The sequence below is a fragment of the Curtobacterium sp. MCBD17_035 genome, from assembly GCF_003234815.2.
Taxonomy (GTDB): Bacteria; Actinomycetota; Actinomycetes; order Actinomycetales; family Microbacteriaceae; genus Curtobacterium.
Genome location: NZ_CP126279.1, coordinates 2,809,915 through 2,826,819 on the forward strand (window position 1 = coordinate 2,809,915; position 16,905 = coordinate 2,826,819).

13 protein-coding genes are annotated in these 16,905 nt (G+C 71.9%); 10 read left to right on the plus strand and 3 right to left on the minus strand.

Annotation, left to right across the window (positions count from 1 at the left end):
- Positions 1-28: 28 nt before the first annotated feature.
- Entirely contained in the window at positions 29-1,660 is a 1,632-nt protein-coding gene (locus DEI93_RS13225; protein ID WP_258372312.1) for a dolichyl-phosphate-mannose--protein mannosyltransferase, read from the plus strand.
- Between the two features lie 39 nt (positions 1,661-1,699).
- On the opposite strand, the gene DEI93_RS13230 is transcribed toward DEI93_RS13225, so the two are convergent.
- Positions 1,700-2,362 carry a TetR/AcrR family transcriptional regulator gene (locus DEI93_RS13230; protein ID WP_181436103.1) on the minus strand — a complete coding sequence of 221 codons (663 nt, stop codon included), beginning with the start codon at positions 2,360-2,362 and terminating at the stop codon, positions 1,700-1,702.
- Between the two features lie 129 nt (positions 2,363-2,491).
- Here DEI93_RS13230 and DEI93_RS13235 point away from each other — a divergent pair, with 129 nt between their 5' ends.
- The 4 genes from DEI93_RS13235 (at position 2,492) to DEI93_RS13250 (ending at position 6,672) form a co-directional block, all read left to right on the plus strand.
- Positions 2,492-4,066, plus strand: a complete 1,575-nt coding sequence (locus tag DEI93_RS13235; protein WP_111011172.1) for an MFS transporter — start codon at positions 2,492-2,494, stop codon at positions 4,064-4,066.
- A gap of 130 nt (positions 4,067-4,196) precedes the next feature.
- Positions 4,197-5,039, plus strand: coding sequence for a sulfurtransferase (locus tag DEI93_RS13240; protein WP_111011171.1), 843 nt, complete (start codon positions 4,197-4,199; stop codon positions 5,037-5,039).
- A gap of 107 nt (positions 5,040-5,146) precedes the next feature.
- Positions 5,147-5,623 (plus strand): GNAT family N-acetyltransferase, encoded by a 477-nt coding sequence (locus tag DEI93_RS13245; protein ID WP_111011170.1) that lies wholly within the window; start codon positions 5,147-5,149, stop codon positions 5,621-5,623.
- On the plus strand, positions 5,620-6,672 hold the full coding sequence (locus DEI93_RS13250) for an NAD-dependent epimerase/dehydratase family protein (RefSeq protein ID WP_181436104.1): 1,053 nt from the start codon (positions 5,620-5,622) through the stop codon (positions 6,670-6,672). The genes DEI93_RS13245 and DEI93_RS13250 overlap by 4 nt, the downstream gene beginning before the upstream one ends.
- Here the strand turns inward: DEI93_RS13250 and DEI93_RS13255 are convergent.
- On the minus strand, positions 6,661-8,190 hold the full coding sequence (locus tag DEI93_RS13255; protein WP_220037905.1) for a carboxylesterase/lipase family protein: 1,530 nt from the start codon (positions 8,188-8,190) through the stop codon (positions 6,661-6,663). The two genes, DEI93_RS13250 and DEI93_RS13255, sit on opposite strands and share 12 nt — an antisense overlap.
- 93 nt (positions 8,191-8,283) lie before the next feature.
- Here DEI93_RS13255 and DEI93_RS13260 point away from each other — a divergent pair, with 93 nt between their 5' ends.
- Entirely contained in the window at positions 8,284-8,829 is a 546-nt protein-coding gene (locus DEI93_RS13260; RefSeq protein ID WP_111120341.1) for a TetR/AcrR family transcriptional regulator, read from the plus strand.
- 7 nt (positions 8,830-8,836) lie between these two features.
- On the opposite strand, the gene DEI93_RS13265 is transcribed toward DEI93_RS13260, so the two are convergent.
- A complete protein-coding gene (locus DEI93_RS13265; protein WP_111072468.1) occupies positions 8,837-9,529 on the minus strand; it encodes a hypothetical protein in 693 nt (230 codons plus the stop codon).
- Positions 9,530-9,695: 166 nt separating this feature from the next.
- On the opposite strand from DEI93_RS13265, the gene DEI93_RS13270 reads away from it, so the two are divergent.
- The 4 genes from DEI93_RS13270 to DEI93_RS13285 all read left to right on the plus strand — a co-directional run bounded on the left by DEI93_RS13270 (position 9,696) and on the right by DEI93_RS13285 (position 16,888).
- On the plus strand, positions 9,696-11,597 hold the full coding sequence (locus DEI93_RS13270) for a thioredoxin domain-containing protein (protein ID WP_111120343.1): 1,902 nt from the start codon (positions 9,696-9,698) through the stop codon (positions 11,595-11,597).
- Between the two features lie 81 nt (positions 11,598-11,678).
- A complete protein-coding gene (gene hrpA, locus DEI93_RS13275; RefSeq protein WP_111120344.1) occupies positions 11,679-15,527 on the plus strand; it encodes an ATP-dependent RNA helicase HrpA in 3,849 nt (1,282 codons plus the stop codon).
- Positions 15,528-15,792: 265 nt separating this feature from the next.
- Positions 15,793-16,035: a hypothetical protein gene (locus DEI93_RS13280; protein ID WP_111011163.1), complete on the plus strand. Its 243-nt coding sequence runs from the start codon at positions 15,793-15,795 to the stop codon at positions 16,033-16,035.
- 115 nt (positions 16,036-16,150) lie between these two features.
- Entirely contained in the window at positions 16,151-16,888 is a 738-nt protein-coding gene (locus DEI93_RS13285) for a class I SAM-dependent methyltransferase (RefSeq protein WP_111120353.1), read from the plus strand.
- The last annotated feature ends 17 nt before the right edge of the window (positions 16,889-16,905 follow it).

A 16,905-nucleotide genomic window follows, 5' to 3' on the forward strand; every position in this document is an offset into this window, starting at 1 on the left:
CCCGATGCCGCTTCCCTAGGATGCTGGGGTGACGACGGACCTGGCCGAACGCGGCTCCCCGCGCGACCTCGACCGTCCCCGCGGATCACGACTCGACGACTGGTGGGCACGCATGCTCACCACGTCGACGCGGGTCGCGATCTGGCGATGGACGGGTCCGCTCGCTGTGACGCTGCTCGCCGCGGTCCTGCGCCTCTGGGACATCGGCCGACCGGACAGCCTGGTCTTCGACGAGACCTACTACGTCAAGGACGCCTGGTCCATCGTCCACCTCGGGTACGAGGGCTCGTGGCCGGCGGACGTGGGCAACGACGGCCCCACGACGGACCAGCGGTTCGCGGGCGGCGCCACCGGCATCTACACCGACGTCGCGGAGTTCATCGCACACCCGCCGCTCGGCAAGTACCTCATCGGGCTCGGCGAGCTCCAGTTCGGCGGTGCGAACGCGGTCGGATGGCGCATCACGGTCGCGGCCGTGGGGATCGCGACGGTGTTCCTCGTCGCCGTCATCGCCCGGTCCCTGTTCCGGTCGACCCTCGTCGGCACCCTCGCCGGGTTCCTCATGGCGATCGACGGCCAGGCGATCGTGATGTCCCGCGTCTCCCTGCTCGACGGCATCGTCGGCTTCTTCGCCCTGCTCGGGTTCGGGGCGCTCCTGCTCGACCGCCGGTGGACGGAACAGCGGCTCGATCGATGGCTGACGTGCCGCGAGGACGCGGGGCGGAGCACCCTCTGGGGGCCGTCACTGTGGTTCCGGCCCTGGTTGTTCGCCATGGGACTCGCCTGTGGCCTGGCGACCGCGACGAAGTGGTCGGGCATGTACTTCCTGGCGTTCTTCGCCGTGTACAGCGTGCTGACCGACATGATGATGCGGCGTCGCGCGGGAATCGAGTTCTGGAGCAGCAGCGCGGTCCTCCGGCAGGGACCGGTCACGTTCCTGCTGACCGTCCCGGTCGCGGCCGTCGTCTACCTGGCGTCGTGGAGCGGTTGGTTCCTCACGCGGAGCGGGTACGACCGGACCTGGATCCAGAACGGCGGGCACCGCTGGACCGGTCTGCTCGCGTGGGTCCCCACCAGCGTGCAGAACTGGTGGCACTACCAGACCGAGATCTACGGCTTCAACATCACCCTGCACACGCCGCACGCCTACGCGGCGAACCCGTTCACGTGGCTGCTCATGGTGCGGCCGACGAGCATGTACTACCAGGGCACGGACCTCGGGCAGGACGGCTGCGCGTCCGAGCGGTGCGGAGCGGCGATCACCGACATCGCGAACCCGTTCATCTGGTACGCGGCGGTCATCGCGGCCGTGGTGCTGCTCGTGCTGTTCGTGCGTCGGCGGGACTGGCGGGCCGGGTACGTGCTGCTCGGGGTGGCTGCCGGGTACCTGCCGTGGCTCCTGTACGCCGGGCGCACGGTGTTCCAGTTCTACACGATCGCCTTCGAGCCCTACCTCGTCATCGGACTGGCCGCCGTGCTGGCGATGCTCCTCGGGTCACGGGACGATCCCCGGCCGAGGCGGACCCGGGCGATCGTCTGGGTGATCGTGTACCTCGCCGTGGCGAGCGCGGCCACCGCGTACTGGTACCCGATGTGGACGGCGATGCAGACCTCGTGGGACTTCGTCCGGTCGCACTACTGGTTCTCGTCCTGGCTCTGAGCGGTCGGTGGCACTGAGCGGTCAGGTGGCACTGAGCGGTCAGGCCGGAGCCGCGTTCAGCGCGAGCTCGAGCTCCTGACGCTCGAGGGGGCGCCCGCGCAGCGGCGACTCGACGGCGGGCGGGCAGACCCCGTCGATGAGCATCTGCCCGTACCGGCGCCAGAGGTCCGGGTCGCACGCGCGGGTGCGGTCGGCCACGGCACCCACCATGACGACGAGCATCGGCACGTCACGCGCCTGGAAGCCCTCTCGCAGCGCGCCCTCGCGGTGGGCGCGATCCACGAGCGCGGTCATCTCCGCGTCGATCCGGTCCCGGTCCCGTCGCAGCGCGGGCGACGCGGGGTGGGCCCGGACGATCACATCGGCCAGTGCCCGGTCGCTCGCGCGTAACTCGAGCGCGCCGAGCAGGTACGCGCGCATCGCCTCGCGTCCGGTGGGGCAGGCGGCGGCGCGCTCCACCAGCGCGGACAGGGTCTCGAACTTCGCCGACAGCAGGGCGTCCACGAGGGCGTGCTTGTCGGGGAACCGTCGGTAGACCGTGCCGACGCCCACGCCCGCCTCGTGCGCGACGTCGTTGAGCGTCACGCTGATCCCTCGTTCGGCGAAGAGCCGTCGCGCGGTGGCCAGGATGCGCTCTCGGTTCCGCAGGGCATCCGCGCGGAGTGGTCGCGCCTCCCGGTCCGCATGGGACGTGGTGGGCATGTCGGGAACGTTAATCCCGAATTCTGGGAATAAGCGGATGCGGCGCATCCGTTTCGCTCTACACTGAGCGAGGCGTCCGACGGTGCGCGCCTCCACATCCACTGCATCCGAGTGACGGAGGACGCCATCATGACGTCAGAACAGACGGCGACGACGCCGACCGGGGCGGTGCCCACGAGCACCGCGGGTGCGGCGCGCCGCACCGAGGGCGGGGTCCGCAACCCCTCCCCCATCGACAAGAAGGACCACCGCTGGATCGTCCTGACGGTGATCGGCATCGCGCAGATCATGGTCGTGCTCGACGCGACCATCGTGAACATCGCCCTGCCGTCCGCGCAGCAGGACCTCGGCTTCGGCACCGACCAGCGCCAGTGGGTCGTCACGGCCTACTCGCTCGCGTTCGGCTCCCTGCTCCTGCTCGGCGGGCGACTCGCGGACCTCTTCGGCCGGAAGAACACGTTCATCATCGGGCTCATCGGGTTCGCCCTCGCCTCGATGCTCGGCGGCCTCGCGGGCACGTTCGGGCTGCTCGTGGCCGCCCGCGCGCTCCAGGGCGTCTTCGGCGCACTGCTCGCACCCGCGGCCCTGTCGCTGCTCACGACGACGTTCACCGACATGAAGGAACGTGCGCGCGCCTTCGGCATCTTCGGCGCGATCGCCGGATCGGGTGCCGCGATCGGTCTGCTCCTGGGCGGCGTCCTCACCGAGTACGCCTCGTGGCGCTGGTGCCTCTACGTCAACCTCGTGATCGCGGCGTTCGCGTTCGTCGGCGCGTTGCTGTTCATCCCGCGTCCGGTCGCCGCACCGCGGCCCCGCATCGACTACCTCGGGGTCGTCACGATCACGGCCGGCCTGGTCGGCATCGTCTACGGGTTCTCGAACGCCGAGACCAACGGCTGGAACGACGGCCTGACCTACGTCTGCCTCGCCGCCGGCGTGGTCCTCATCGCGCTCTTCGTCCTCATCGAGACCCGTGTCGCACACCCGCTCATGCCGCTCCGCGTCGTGCTCGACCGTGATCGCGGCGGTTCGCTGCTCGCCATGGGCCTCGTCGCCATCGGCATGTTCGGCATCTTCCTGTTCCTGACGTACTACCTCGAGCAGACGCTCGGGTTCTCGTCGCTCAAGACCGGCCTGGCGTTCCTGCCGATGCCGCTGTCGATCATGTTCAGCTCGACGATCCTCGGGACCCGCCTGCTCCCGCGCGTCGGGCCGAAGGTGCTCATCTTCATCGGTGGTCTGGTCGCGGCGGTCGGTCTGCTGCTCCTCACCCGCACGCAGCTCGACAGCGCGTACGCGCCCGTCGTGCTCCCGGGCCTCATCGTCATCGGTCTCGGCATGGGCCTGATCTTCTCGTCGGCGTTCTCCACCGCCACCTCGGGAGTCGCCCGACAGGACGCCGGCGTCGCCTCGGCGATGGTGAACACGATGCAGCAGATCGGCGGGTCGATCGGAACCGCGCTGCTGTCGACGATCTTCGCCGACGTCGTGCGCGACCAGCTCACCGGGACGAAGGGCAGCCAGCTCGACCAGGCCCGCGCGGCCCTCGACGGCTACCACACGGCGTTCTTCATCTCGTCGGGCGTGCTCGTCCTCGTGGCACTGGCGGGCGGTCTGATCATCAACCGGCAGCGGGTGCGCCTGGCCAAGCTGCAGGCGGCGTCGTCGGACATCACGGGTTCGATCCCGACCGCCGCGCACTGATCACACTCCCGGCGCTCGTCGCCGCTGACGACGCGGGGTCGTCCGAGCGTCCACGACGCCGGATGACCCCGCGTTTCGGCGTGTTGCCGGAGCTTGTGGAGCGTCAGTGGGTGCGGGTTATGTTGTCGGCATGTCCCCGCTCCTGACGTCGCCCCTGGTGTCGACCCAGTGGCTCGCCGACCACCTGGGGTCGGACGACCTCGTGGTGATCGACGCGACCGTGCGCACGTCGGGCATCGGCCGCGGCACCCGCTGGGAGTCCGCGCACGACGCGTACGTCGAGGACGGCCACGTGCCGGGTGCGGTGTTCGCCGATCTCGTCGACGACCTCAGTGCTCCCGGAGCGGCCATCCCGTTCACCCGTCCGGACGTGGCGCGGTTCGAGCGCGCCGTCTCGGCGCTCGGCGTCTCGAACGGGTCGACCGTCGTGGTCTACGACGCCGCCCAGGGCGAGTGGGCCTCGCGGCTCTGGTGGCTGTTCCGCTCGTTCGGCTTCGACACCGTGGCCGTGCTCGACGGCGGGTTCGGCAAGTGGTCGCGCGAGGGGCGCCCGATCCGCCTCGGGGCGCTCGCTCCGCGGTCGTCGACGTTCCTCGCGACCGAGGAGCGACCGATGTGGGCGGACCGCGACCGCGTCGAGCGCGCGGTGGACGGGTCGGAGCCAGCCGCCCTGGTGTGCGCCGCCGACGAGCGCGCGTTCGGTCCCGCCGTACCCGAGCTCATCCCCGGGACGACCGCGATCCCCATCGACCGGGTCATCGACGAGGACACGAACGCCTTCCTCCGCCCGCGGACCCTGTCGACGGTCTTCGCCCCGGTGCTCGACGCCCCCGAGGTCGTGACCTACTGCGGTGTCGGTACCGCCGCCTGCGTCGACGCGTTGGCCCTGACGGTCCTCGGTCACGACCACGTGCAGGTCTACGACGGCTCCCTGGCGGACTGGTCGCGGGCGCCCGAGCCGGTCGCCTCCTGATCCTGCCGGTGGCTCGCTCCCCCTCCCGACGGCCGGGAGGCCCGGTCCGGTCCACAGGGACCGGGCAGCGGTCCGACCGTGGGGACGGCACGGGATACCGTGACGCCATGCACAGCACGACGACCACGACCTGGTCCGTTCGCCCGGTCGAGCCCCAGGACGAGGCACCGTGGCGGGCGCTCTACCGCGGGTACCGCACGTTCTACCGCCTCGACCACGACGACGCGGTGGTGGACCGGACCTGGCAGTGGATCGTCCGGGGCGACCACGGACTCTTCGGCCTCGTGGCGTCCAGGCCGGACGGGACCCTCGGCGCGTTGGCCGACCTGCGCTGGTTCGCGCGGCCCTCCAGCGCGACACTCGGGCTCTATCTGGACGACCTCTTCACCGCCGCGGAGCACCGCGGACTCGGGCTCGGCCGCATGCTCCTCGACCGGGCTCGGTCGGTCGCGGCCGACGGGGGTGCGTCCGTGGTCCGATGGATCACCGCTGCCGACAACGCGACGGCGCGGTCCTTGTACGACGCCCACGCCACGGCCACACCGTGGATCACCTACGACATGGCACCGGGAGCGGCACGATGAGCGCGCGCCGCGCAGTGGTGCTCGGCGGCACCGGGGGCATCGGGTCGGCGATCGTCCGGCAGCTGCTCGACGCGACCGACGACTGGCAGGTGGACGTGGTGGCGCGACGGGGCGGTGCGGCGGCCGATGCGCTCGTCGCCCGTGGTGCACGCTTCGTCCCGGGAGATCGACGGGACGGCGCGCTGCTCCGCGAAGTCCTCCGCGACGGAGCCGACCTGCTCGTGGACGGCGTCGCGGCGACCGCCACGGACGCCAGGCAACTCGCGCCGTACCTGCCGGACGTCGCCTCGACCGTGCTGCTCTCGACGAAGGCCGTGTACGCCGACGAGCGTGGTCGCCACGCGAACTCACTCGAACGTCCGGTGTTCCCGGTGCCGATCACCGAGGCCCAGCCGACCGTCCCCGCGGGCGAGGGCGACCCGACCTCCCGAGACGGGTACGCGGCGAACAAGGTGGCCGCGGAACAGGTCCTGCTCGACCACGGGGCCCCGGTGACGGTCCTGCGTCCGTCGAAGGTGTACGGGGTCGGGATCGGCCGGCCGCGCGAGTGGTGGGTCGTCCGGCGGGTGCTCGACGATCGGCCCCACATCGCCCTCGCCGACGGCGGGATGAGCATCGACCACACCACCGCCGCGGCCGGTGTCGCCAGCCTGGTGCACCTCGTCGCCGACGCGCCGGATCGCCGGATCCTCAACGTCGCGGACGAGCCCGCTCCGACGGTGCTCGACATCGTCCGGACGATCGCCGGGCACTTGGGACACCGGTGGGAGGAGGTCCTGCTCGACCAGGAGGGCTCCGCGCTGACGGGCCGCAGTCCGTGGTGGACGCCCTCGCCGGTCGTGCTCGACACCTCGGCGGCCCGCGCCCTCGGCTGGCAACCGCCCCGGTTCGAGGACGCCGCCCTGCCCGAGGTCGACTGGCTCGTCGAGGTGGCCCAGTCGACACCCGCCGACGGGGACGTCCCCTGGGCCACCGATCCCTTCTTCGAGCGCCTGTTCGACTACGGCCCCGAGGACGCGGCACTCACGCTCTTGTCGTTACGCGAGTGACGCCGGGTTCCACGCCCGTCGCTCGTCACCGTCCGGGTCGTCGACCTCGGTGATCGTGTCCGCGAGCAGGGCCGTGGTCCGCTGATCGAGGTCGTAGGGACGCCACGGCGCGCGCCCGGTGCGCACGAACGTCACCCAGGCGTCGTGCACGGTGCGCGCGGCCCGCTGTGACGGATGCGGTCCGATCCGAGGGGCGAGTTCCGGAAGCGTCACCGTCTCGAACACGAAGGGCGTGTCCGCGGCGTGGCACGAGCCGAGGCCGTCGTTGTCGCGGGCGTCCACGGCGTCGAACCGGTACATCCAGGTCCCGGACGACCCCTGCGCTGCTGTCGTGGCGCTCTGCTCCACGCCGCGCGCCGCGAGCGCCTCGGCCAGGGCGACCGTCGGCATCCGGAACCGTTGGTCGCCGCCCACGGCCACGAGCAGCTCGCCCGGCGTCGCCCCGGGTCGCCTCCGCCGGTACACGTCGAGGCCCTCCGCTGGCAGCCCCCACCGCTCGGCAGCGGCACGGAGCCCCGCCTCGTCAGTGGCGTCGACGAGTCCCGCGGGCCGCGCGAACAGTTCGTACTCGTCCCGCGTCGTCCCGAGTAGGACGGGGACGTCTGCGGCGATGCCGGCACGGACCGCATCGACGGGTCGCAGTGGCACCAGGTCGCCGTCGATGACGGGCGCGAACGGGACGCCTCCGCGTGGGATCGATCCCCACCCGCCGGCGCTGGCGCGGGCGACGACGCCGGCCACGGCCTCCACGAGCGTGTCGGGCGGAACGGCGGCGAGCGCCGCGGTGGTCGGTGGGACCCCGAGGTCCGCGGCGAGCGCGTCGGTCAGTGCCCGTCCCTCCTCGACCGGGAGCAACTGACTGCCGGCGCCGCTCTGGATCACGGCGGCGGCGAAGAGGCCGCGTGCGGACGGCATCGTGAGCAGGGTGGCGACCGACGCGGCTCCGGCGGACTCGCCCGCCACCGTGACGCGGTCGGGGTCGCCGCCGAACCGCGCGATCTCGTCCCGCACCCATCGGAGCGCGGCGACCTGGTCCTGCATGCCGAGGTTCGGCGAGCCGTCCTCCGTGACGAGGGATCCCTCGGCACCGAGCCTGTAGTTGATGGTGACGCAGACGATGCCGTCGCGGGCGAATGCGGTGCCGTCGTACTCCGGCAGCGAGCCGGAGCCCTGGAGGAACGACCCGCCGTGGATCCACACGAACACGGGGAGGCGGTCCGCGCCGACCGGCGTCCAGACGTTGCAGTTGAGCCACTCGTCGCCGGGGATCGTCACCTCGGGCAGGATCGGCACGACGGGCGCCGGGTAGCTCCCCTTCGGCGCCGTCGGGCCGTACACGGTGGCGTCGCGGACGCCCTGCCACGGGACGACCGGCTGCGGCGGTCGGAGTCGGTTCCGGCCGACCGGAGCGGCGGCGTACGGCACGCCGAGGAACCGTCGGATGCCGTGTTCGGCGGTCCCCCGGATGCTGCCGCCCGACATGTGGACGACGTGTTCCGCCTGCTCGTTCTGTTCCATCGCTGCTCCTCCACGGTACTGTGAGTGGTCACTCACAACTTACGTGTGAGCGACCACTCACACAAGTGACAGCACGGACTTCAGGAGGACGCCATGGCCGGTCGCGGAACCGCCGACGAACGACGCGATCAGATCCGCCGAGCAGCGACCGTGGCGTTCGCCCGTTCGGGACTGCACGGGGTGTCGATCGACACCATCGCGCGCGAGGTCGGCATCAGCGAGGCGTACGTCTTCCGGCTCTTCGGCAACAAGCGCGCCCTGTTCATCGATGTCGTCGTCGCCGCGTGCGACCGACTCACCGAGGGCATGGTCGCAGCGGCAGCGGGACGCACCGGTGCCGAGGCCCTGACGGCGATGGGCGACGCGTACGTCGAACTCCTCGGCGACCGGGACCGGCTGTTGTTGCAGATGCAGGGCTTCGCGGCGTGCGCGGACCCGGCGGTCCGCGCGGCGATGCAGGACGTGTTCGGCCGATTGTGGAACACGGTGGCCGAACGGTCGGGGATGGACGACGTGCCCGTCAAGACCTTCATCGGCCTCGGGATGCTCATGAACACCCTCGCCGCGCTCGACGTCGGGACGCTCGACACCGAGTGGGCACGTGCTGCTCGGTCGTTCGTGCCGTTCGGTGCCTCCTGATCGGCGCTCAGTGGTCGGGCGCGTCCTCCACGTGCGCGCGGGTGTCCGACGCGCGCAGGCGGAGCAGTGCCCACGCCCCGAGCGCGAGCCCCACTGCCGGGAGGATCACGGCCTGCACGGTCCAGGCCTGCTCGATGAGGTTCGGAGCGGTCCTCTGGGCCCGAACGACGAGGCCGAGGGTCACCGGCAGCACGATCATGATCACGGCGTTGAGCAGGGCGGCTCGGGTGGTGGTCCGACGGAGCCGACGCTCGAGCTCGGCCGCCTCGCGCGCCAGCGGCAATGGGCGGGCGCGGAGGCCGGAGACCCCGATGACCGCGGCCGGGTAGAGAACGATCCCGAGGCCAGCGAGCGAACCGAGGACCAACGCGACCGCGACGACGCCCGCGCGCGAGGAGACCGTGAAGCGCAGGTAGACCCCGACCGAACGAGGCGTGAGGCGAAGCCAGGCGCGATGACCCAGCGCACCGAGCGTGACGGCGTCGACGATCACCAGGACGGCAGCCGTGACCGTGGCCCATCCGAGCGCGTGGAGCCCGCCGCGCGCACCGATCGTGACGACACCGACGATGACCGCCGCCGCCGCGAGGCCGAGCAGGACCGACGGCAGCAACCACTCCCGGATGCGCGCAGGCGTACGGGGGTGCAGCGGGGCAAGCTGCGCGTCGAGGGCGTCCCCGTCGTCATCCGCAGTCGGCACAGGGCGACTGTACCGACAGCGTGGTGCCCCGAGGATCGGACGGGGCACCGGGGGCAGCCCTCCTCGATTCCCTGCGTGACGTCCACAACGTCAACCGGAAGCGGGCACTCTCCACAGCCGGGACGGCCTGGGACCACGCGCGCGGCCTCGGTGCAAGGCTGTGCCCATGAGCGACAACCGTCTCGGCACCGCCGTCAGTCCCTACCTGCGAGCCCATGCCGACAACCCCGTGGACTGGCGGGAGTGGGGCACGGAGGCGTTCGCCGAGGCCGCGGAGCGCGACGTCCCCGTGTTCGTGTCGATCGGCTACGCCACCTGTCACTGGTGCCACGTCATGGCCCGTGAGTCGTTCTCCGACCCGGCGATCGCCGACGAACTCCGTCGGGACTTCGTGTCGGTCAAGGTCGACCGCGAAGAACGCCCGGACGTCGACTCCAGCGCCATGATCGGCGCGAGCGCGTTCACCCAGAACCTCGGCTGGCCGCTCAGCGTCTTCATGACCCCGGGGGGCCGGGTGTTCTACGCGGGCACCTACTTCCCGCCCGAACCCGTGCAGGGGCACCCCTCGTTCCGGCAGGTGCTCGGCGCGGTGCGCGAGGCCTGGACGGACCGGCGGGACGAGGTCGACCAGAACGCCGACGGCATCGCCGCCGCCATCACCGCACAGTCACAGGCGGGTGGCGGCGCGGACGACGCCGGCTCGGAGGCTCGGGGCGGCCCCACCACGGCCCTCCCGGATCCGTCGGCGGTGCACGCGGTCGTGGACCGACTGGCGGAGGCCGAGGACCGGGAGTTCGGTGGCTTCGGGTCGGCCCCGAAGTTCCCGAACGCGCCGTTGCTCGAGTTCCTCGTCGATGCCGGTGCCGACGGCGACGCGCAGGCGCTCGACCTGGCGGAACGAACCCTGACCGCGATCGCCGGGTCCGACCTCCTCGACCCCCTCGACGGCGGCGTCTTCCGCTACGCCACCCGGCGTGACTGGAGCGTGCCGCACTACGAGCGGATGCTGTACGACAACGCGGGGCTGCTCGCGACCGCTGGTGCCCTCGCCCGACATCGCCCCGACGGCATCGCCCCGCAGCTCGCGCGCGGCATCGCCCGGTTCCTGCACGCCGTGCTGCGGACGGCGGACGGTGTGTTCGTCGCGGCGCAGGACAGCGAGAGCACCATCGACGGCCGACGCGTCGAGGGTGCGTGGTACCGCGAGGACGCCGCGGGTCGCGCTCGGCTCGACCCGCCGCCGCTCGACGACCACGTGCTCACCGGCTGGAACGGACTCGCCATCCGTGCCCTCGCGATCACCGGGGCGGCGCTCGCGGATCCCACCATGATCGAGGACGCTCGCAGCGCCGCTGACCGTCTCCTCGCGACACACGTCCGCGACGGTGCGGTCGTCATCCGGTCCTCGACGCCCCGGGGACCCTCCGCCGCGGGACCCGCACTCGAGGACATCGGGCTGTTCGCCGAGGGGCTGGCCGAGCTCGCGCTCGCCAGCGGAGAGGCCCGGTACGCGACGGCGGCGCGGACCATCGTCGACGATGCTGTCACGCTCGACGACACGGGCCGGGCTCGGGTGGTGGTGGGTGCGGATCCGGTCCTCGCGGCCGCAGGCACCGATGCCGGCGAGCAACCCCAGACGGCGCTGCGGAGCGGCTCGATGGGACTCGCGGGTGCGGCTGCCCGCCTCGCGGAGTTGACCGGCGACTCCCGGTACCGCTCCATCGCCGCTCAGCTGGTCGCCGGCCGGGCGAACGACGGACTGCGGCAACCCCTCGGCCACGCCGATGCGCTCGCGCTCGCGCTCGAGCTCGCTCGACCGAGTCGCGAGGTCGTCGTGGTGGTCGAGCACCCCGACGACCCGATGGCCCGGCGCGGCGTGGCCGAGCGACGTCCCGGCACGCTCGTCGCGGTGGTGACACCCGAGCAGGCCCGCGCCTTCGCCGCTGCGGGCTTCGAGCTGTTCGTCGACCGCGATGCGCTCGCCCCCGCGGCCTACGTGTGTCACGACATGGTCTGCGCGTTACCGGCGCGGACGATCGACGCACTCGCAGCGAGCCTGTCCGCCTGACCCGACCGCTGTCCGGCCACGGCAGGTCGGCACGACCCTGCGGGCCCCGGATGGAGCCACGCGACGTAGACTGGAGGGCTCATGCCGACCACCCCGATCGCGATCTCGTACCCGCCGGACCTGCCCGTGTCGCAGCGGCGCGACGACATCGCTGCCGCGATCCGCGACCACCAGGTCGTCATCGTCGCCGGCGCGACCGGGTCCGGCAAGACGACGCAGCTGCCGAAGATCTGCCTCGAACTCGGACGCGAGCACATCGGACACACCCAGCCACGGCGGATCGCGGCGCGGACCATCGCGGAGCGCGTGGCCGAGGAGCTCGGGAGCGACCTCGGCGACCTCGTCGGGTACCAGGTGCGGTTCACCGACAAGGTCTCGGCGAACACCCGGGTCAAGCTCATGACCGACGGGATCCTGCTCAACGAGATCCACCACGACCGCGACCTCCGGCGCTACGACACGATCATCATCGACGAGGCGCACGAGCGGTCGTTGACGATCGACTTCCTGCTCGGGTACCTGAAGCGGCTGTTGCCGCGGCGCCCCGACCTCAAGGTGATCATCACGAGCGCGACGATCGACCCCGCGTCGTTCTCCCGGCACTTCGGCGGGGCTCCGATCATCGAGGTCTCGGGCCGGACGTTCCCGGTCGAGATCCGCTACCGGCCCCTCGTCGCCGAGGACGGCACCGACGCCGACGCCGACGTGGACGCCGAGCTCGACGAGGACGACGCACGCACCGGTGACGCCGGGCGGAGTACCCGCGTCGGCTCCCCCGACGACCGCGACTTCCTGCAGGGCATCACGGACGCGCTCGAGGAACTGGCGCGCGAGGAACCCGGCGACGTGCTCGTGTTCCTGTCCGGCGAGAACGAGATCCGCGACGCCCAGGACGCCATCGAGGGCAAGCGGTACCCGGGCACCGAGGTCCTGCCGCTGTACGGGCGGCTGTCCGCGGCGGACCAACATCGGGTGTTCCAGCGGAGCAGCACGCCGGGCGTCCGCAGGCGCGTGGTGCTCGCGACGAACGTCGCCGAGACGAGCTTGACCGTGCCCGGGATCCGATACGTCGTGGACACCGGCACCGCGCGCATCTCGCGGTACTCCCCACGTGCGAAGGTGCAGCGGCTGCCGATCGAGGCGATCTCGCAGGCGAGCGCGAACCAGCGGTCGGGCCGGTCCGGCCGCACGAGCCCGGGCATCGCGATCCGCCTCTACTCCGAGGACGACTTCGCCCGCCGCCCCGAGTACACGGACCCCGAGATCCTCCGCACGAACCTGGCCGCGGTGATCCTGCAGATGATCTCGCTCGGCTTCGGCGACATCGGCGCGTTCCCGTTCCTGCAACCCCCGGACTCGCGGGGCGTCAAGGACGGCCTCGACCTGCTCCGCGAGCTCCAGGCCGTGGACAAGCAGGGCGCGATCACCCGCACGGGTCAGCAGCTGACCCGGTTGCCCATCGACCCCCGGCTCGGACGCATGGTGCTCGAGGCGGGCCGGCAAGGCGTCGGCCGCGAGGTCATCGCGATCGTCGCCTCCCTGAGCATCCAGGACCCGAGGGAACGCCCGCTCGAGCAGCGTGCCCGTGCCGACCAGCTGCATGCACGGTTCTCCGATCCGACGAGTGACTTCCTGACCCTCCTGACGCTGTGGAACCACATCGAGGACCGGCAGACGGAGCTCAGCTCGAGTGCGTTCCGCCGCGAGGTCCGCTCCGAGTTCCTCAACTACCTGCGGATCCGCGAGTGGCAGGACCTGTACCGGCAGCTGTCACGGGCCGCCAAGCAGGTCGGGGTGCACGTCGGGACGGAACGCAAGGACGACCCGGACGCCGTCCACCGCGCGCTGCTGTCGGGCCTGCTCAGTCAGATCGGGTTGCGGGACCGCGAGAAGCGCGACTACCTCGGTTCGCGCAACACCCGCTTCGTCCTGTTCCCCGGGAGCGTGCTGGCGAAGAAGCAGCCGGATGCGGTGATGGCCGCCGAACTCGTCGAGACGAGTCGACTCTTCGCGCGCACGGTCGGGAGGATCGACCCGGCCTGGGCGGAACCGCTCGCCGGGGACCTCCTCAAGCGCACCTACGGGGAACCCCACTGGGAGAAGAAACAGGGCGCCGTCGTGGCCTACGAGCGCGTGACGCTGTTCGGCGTGCCGATCGTCGCGCGACGGCGCGTGCAGTACGCCCGCATCGACCCGGTGCACGCACGCGAGCTGTTCATCCGGCATGCCCTGGTCGAGGGCGAGTGGGACTCCCCGCAGGCGTTCGACCGGGCGAACCGCAGGCTCCGGAAGGAACTCGAGCAACTCGAGGAGCGCACCCGCCGCCGCGACATCCTGCTCGACGACGAGCGCGTGTTCGACTTCTACGACGCCCGGATACCCGCCGACGTCGCGACCACCCGGGGGTTCGAGGGCTGGTGGCGCCGAGAGCGCCGGGACCGCCCGGACCTGCTGACGATGCGCCGAGAGGACCTGCTCGACGAGTCCGCCGCCGAGGCTGCGCAGGACGAGTCCGAGTACCCGACGCAGTGGCGACAGGGCGACCAGCGTCTGGCGCTCCGCTACCGGTTCGAGCCGGGCGCCGAGGACGACGGCGTGTCCGTGCAGGTGCCCCTGCCGCTGCTCCCCCGCATGCGCGAGGACGGCTTCGACTGGCAGGTGCCGGGGCTGCGGAAGGAACTCGTGACGGCGCTCATCCGGGCGCTCCCGAAGCAGATCCGCAAGAACGTGGTGCCCGCGGCCGACTGGGCGGAGAAACTCGTGGCGGTGCTGCCGGACGACGCGCCGGCCGAGCCGACCGAGTCGTTCCGCTCGACGCTCGCCGCGGCGATCCAGCGCATGGTGCACGTGCCGGTGACCGAGGCCGACTTCGACATGGAGCGCGTGCCACCGCACCTCCTGCCCACGTACACGGTCGTCGACGAGCGCGGCCGCCGCGTCGGGTCCGGCAAGGCGCTCGGGACGCTGCAGGAGCAGCTCAAGGAGCGGACGCAGGCGAGCGTCGCGCGGGCGGCGAGCCGTCCCTCCCGATCGGGAGGCGCGGCTCCGGTCCCCGGGACCGCGGAGCGCTCCGGACTCACCACCTGGCCCGAGGCCGACCTGCCCCAGGTGCTGGACACTCGCCAGGCCGGCGGCACGATCCGCGCGTACCCGGCACTGGTCGACGAGGGGAAGTCGGTGGCGGTCCGGCTGCTCGCGACGGCAGCCGACCGGGCGGTGCAGATGCCAGCGGGGGTTCGTCGACTCGTCATGCTCGCCGTGCCGAGTTCGGTGAGCTACATCCAGTCGCACCTGACCGCGCAGGAGAAGCTCGCCCTCGCGACGAGTCCGTACCCGTCGACGGCGGCGCTCTTCGACGACGTCCTCGCGGCGGTGGTGGACGCCGGCGTGCGGCGACGGCACCCGGACGGGCTGGTGTTCACGCGTGCGGAGTTCGAGGCGACCCGGGACGCCGTGTCGGCGACCGTGGTGGACACCATGTTCGGAGCGGTGTCCGAGGTCGCGGCCGTCCTCACGGCGTGGCGTGGTGCCGAGCGCGCGTTGAAGGCCGCCACGTCGATGGCCCTGCTCCCGGCGCTGACGGACATGCGGCAGCAGATGGAACGGCTCGTGTTCCCGGGCTTCGTCGCGGCGACGGGCATCGACCGGCTGCGTCGACTCCGCGTGTACCTGCAGGGTGTCGAGGCCCGGGTGGCGAAGCTCCAGCAGAACCCCGGCCGGGACCGTGCCTGGTCGCGGGACGTCGAGACCGCCACGACCCGGTACCTCGAGGCGGGGGGGACCTTCCCGCCGCAGCCCGGTGCGCCCGCCGAGCTCGTGCACGCACGGTGGATGCTCGAGGAGTTCCGGATCTCCCTGTTCGCCCAAGAGCTCCGGCCCGCCGAGACGGTGAGCCTGCAGCGGATCGCGAAGGTGCTCGCGTCGGTCTGAACCCCGATCGGCGTGCCGGGCGACCTGCCGTGTCGGCCGTTCTGGGGACCCGTGCCCCCCGTCGGAGCGCCGCCACGACCCCCGCTTTTTCCGGCATGTGTCCGCGTCTTTCGGGGGTGTTACGTCGGGCCGTGCGGTCACCGAGTCTTCGCCGCCGAGCGACTGTCCGGCCGTCCAGTCGGTCTAGCGTGATGAGCACGCCCGGTGGTCGGGCGGCGTCCGTGCGCGGACGTTGTCGAGCTCCGCTACGGGGAACGGAACCGAGATGGCCTTCGCACTGCACCGCTGGAACCGCGCCACACTGCTCGCGCGCCTCGAGGCGAACGAGGCGATCGACGACGCGTCCAGCATGGATCCCGCGCAGGCGGCGCGGGAGCGGCTCCGACTGCTGGCCGTCGGCGACCGGTTCGAGGCAGCCGTCATCTCCGACGACGAGGCGATCGCCGAGTTCCGTCGGCTGCGTGACGACGCTCGGCGCATCGCGGTGGGTCAACCGGTCCTCGACTGAGCGCGGACGCGTCCGCCTCGAAGCGTGCGAGCACGACCGGGGCGACCGAGCGGGCGGTGGTTCAGGGCGTCCGACCGGCCGCTCCGGTCGCGTGACCACGTGCGAGGCTGTCGGCATGCAGCACGACGAGCACCATGACCGGAACGCCTTGTCCTTCGGCGCCGTCGCCGACGTGTACGAACGGGGGCGTCCCGGCTACCCCGCCGAAGCGATCGCCTGGGTGCTGCCGCCTGGCGCGTCGCGCGTGGTCGACCTCGGTGCCGGGACCGGCAAGGCGACGAGGGTGCTGACGACGCTCGCCGCCGAGGTCCTCGCGGTCGAGCCCGATCCCGGTATGCGTACTGCACTCGCGCGGGTGCTCCCGGACGTACCGGTGCTCGAGGGCACGGGCGAGGCGATCCCGCTGGAGGACGACTGGGCCGACGCCGTGGTCGTGGCCCAGGCGTGGCACTGGATGGACCCGGTCGCGGCGTCGCGGGAGATCGGCCGGGTGCTCCGGCCGCACGGCACGCTCGGGCTCGTCTGGAACCTCCGGGACGAGACCGTGCCGTGGGTCGCGCGCATGAGCGCCCTCATGCACCAGCCGGGTGAGCGCGTGATGGGCGTCGAGCACCCGGCGTTCGCGCCGCCGTTCGCCAGGCACGAGCGGCACGAGGTCCGCTGGGTGCACGAGCAGAGCCGGGAGGAGTTCCTGGCGATGGTGGCGTCCCGCAGCTACGTGAGCACGCTCGAGGCGGCGGAGCGCCAGGCCGTGCTCGGTCGGATCGAGGACCTCCTGGACGGTGACCCCGCGCTCTCCGGTGACGTGATCGCGGTGCCCTACGTGACCTACGCGCACCGCGCCTCCCGGTAGCGACGCCCGAGAACGAA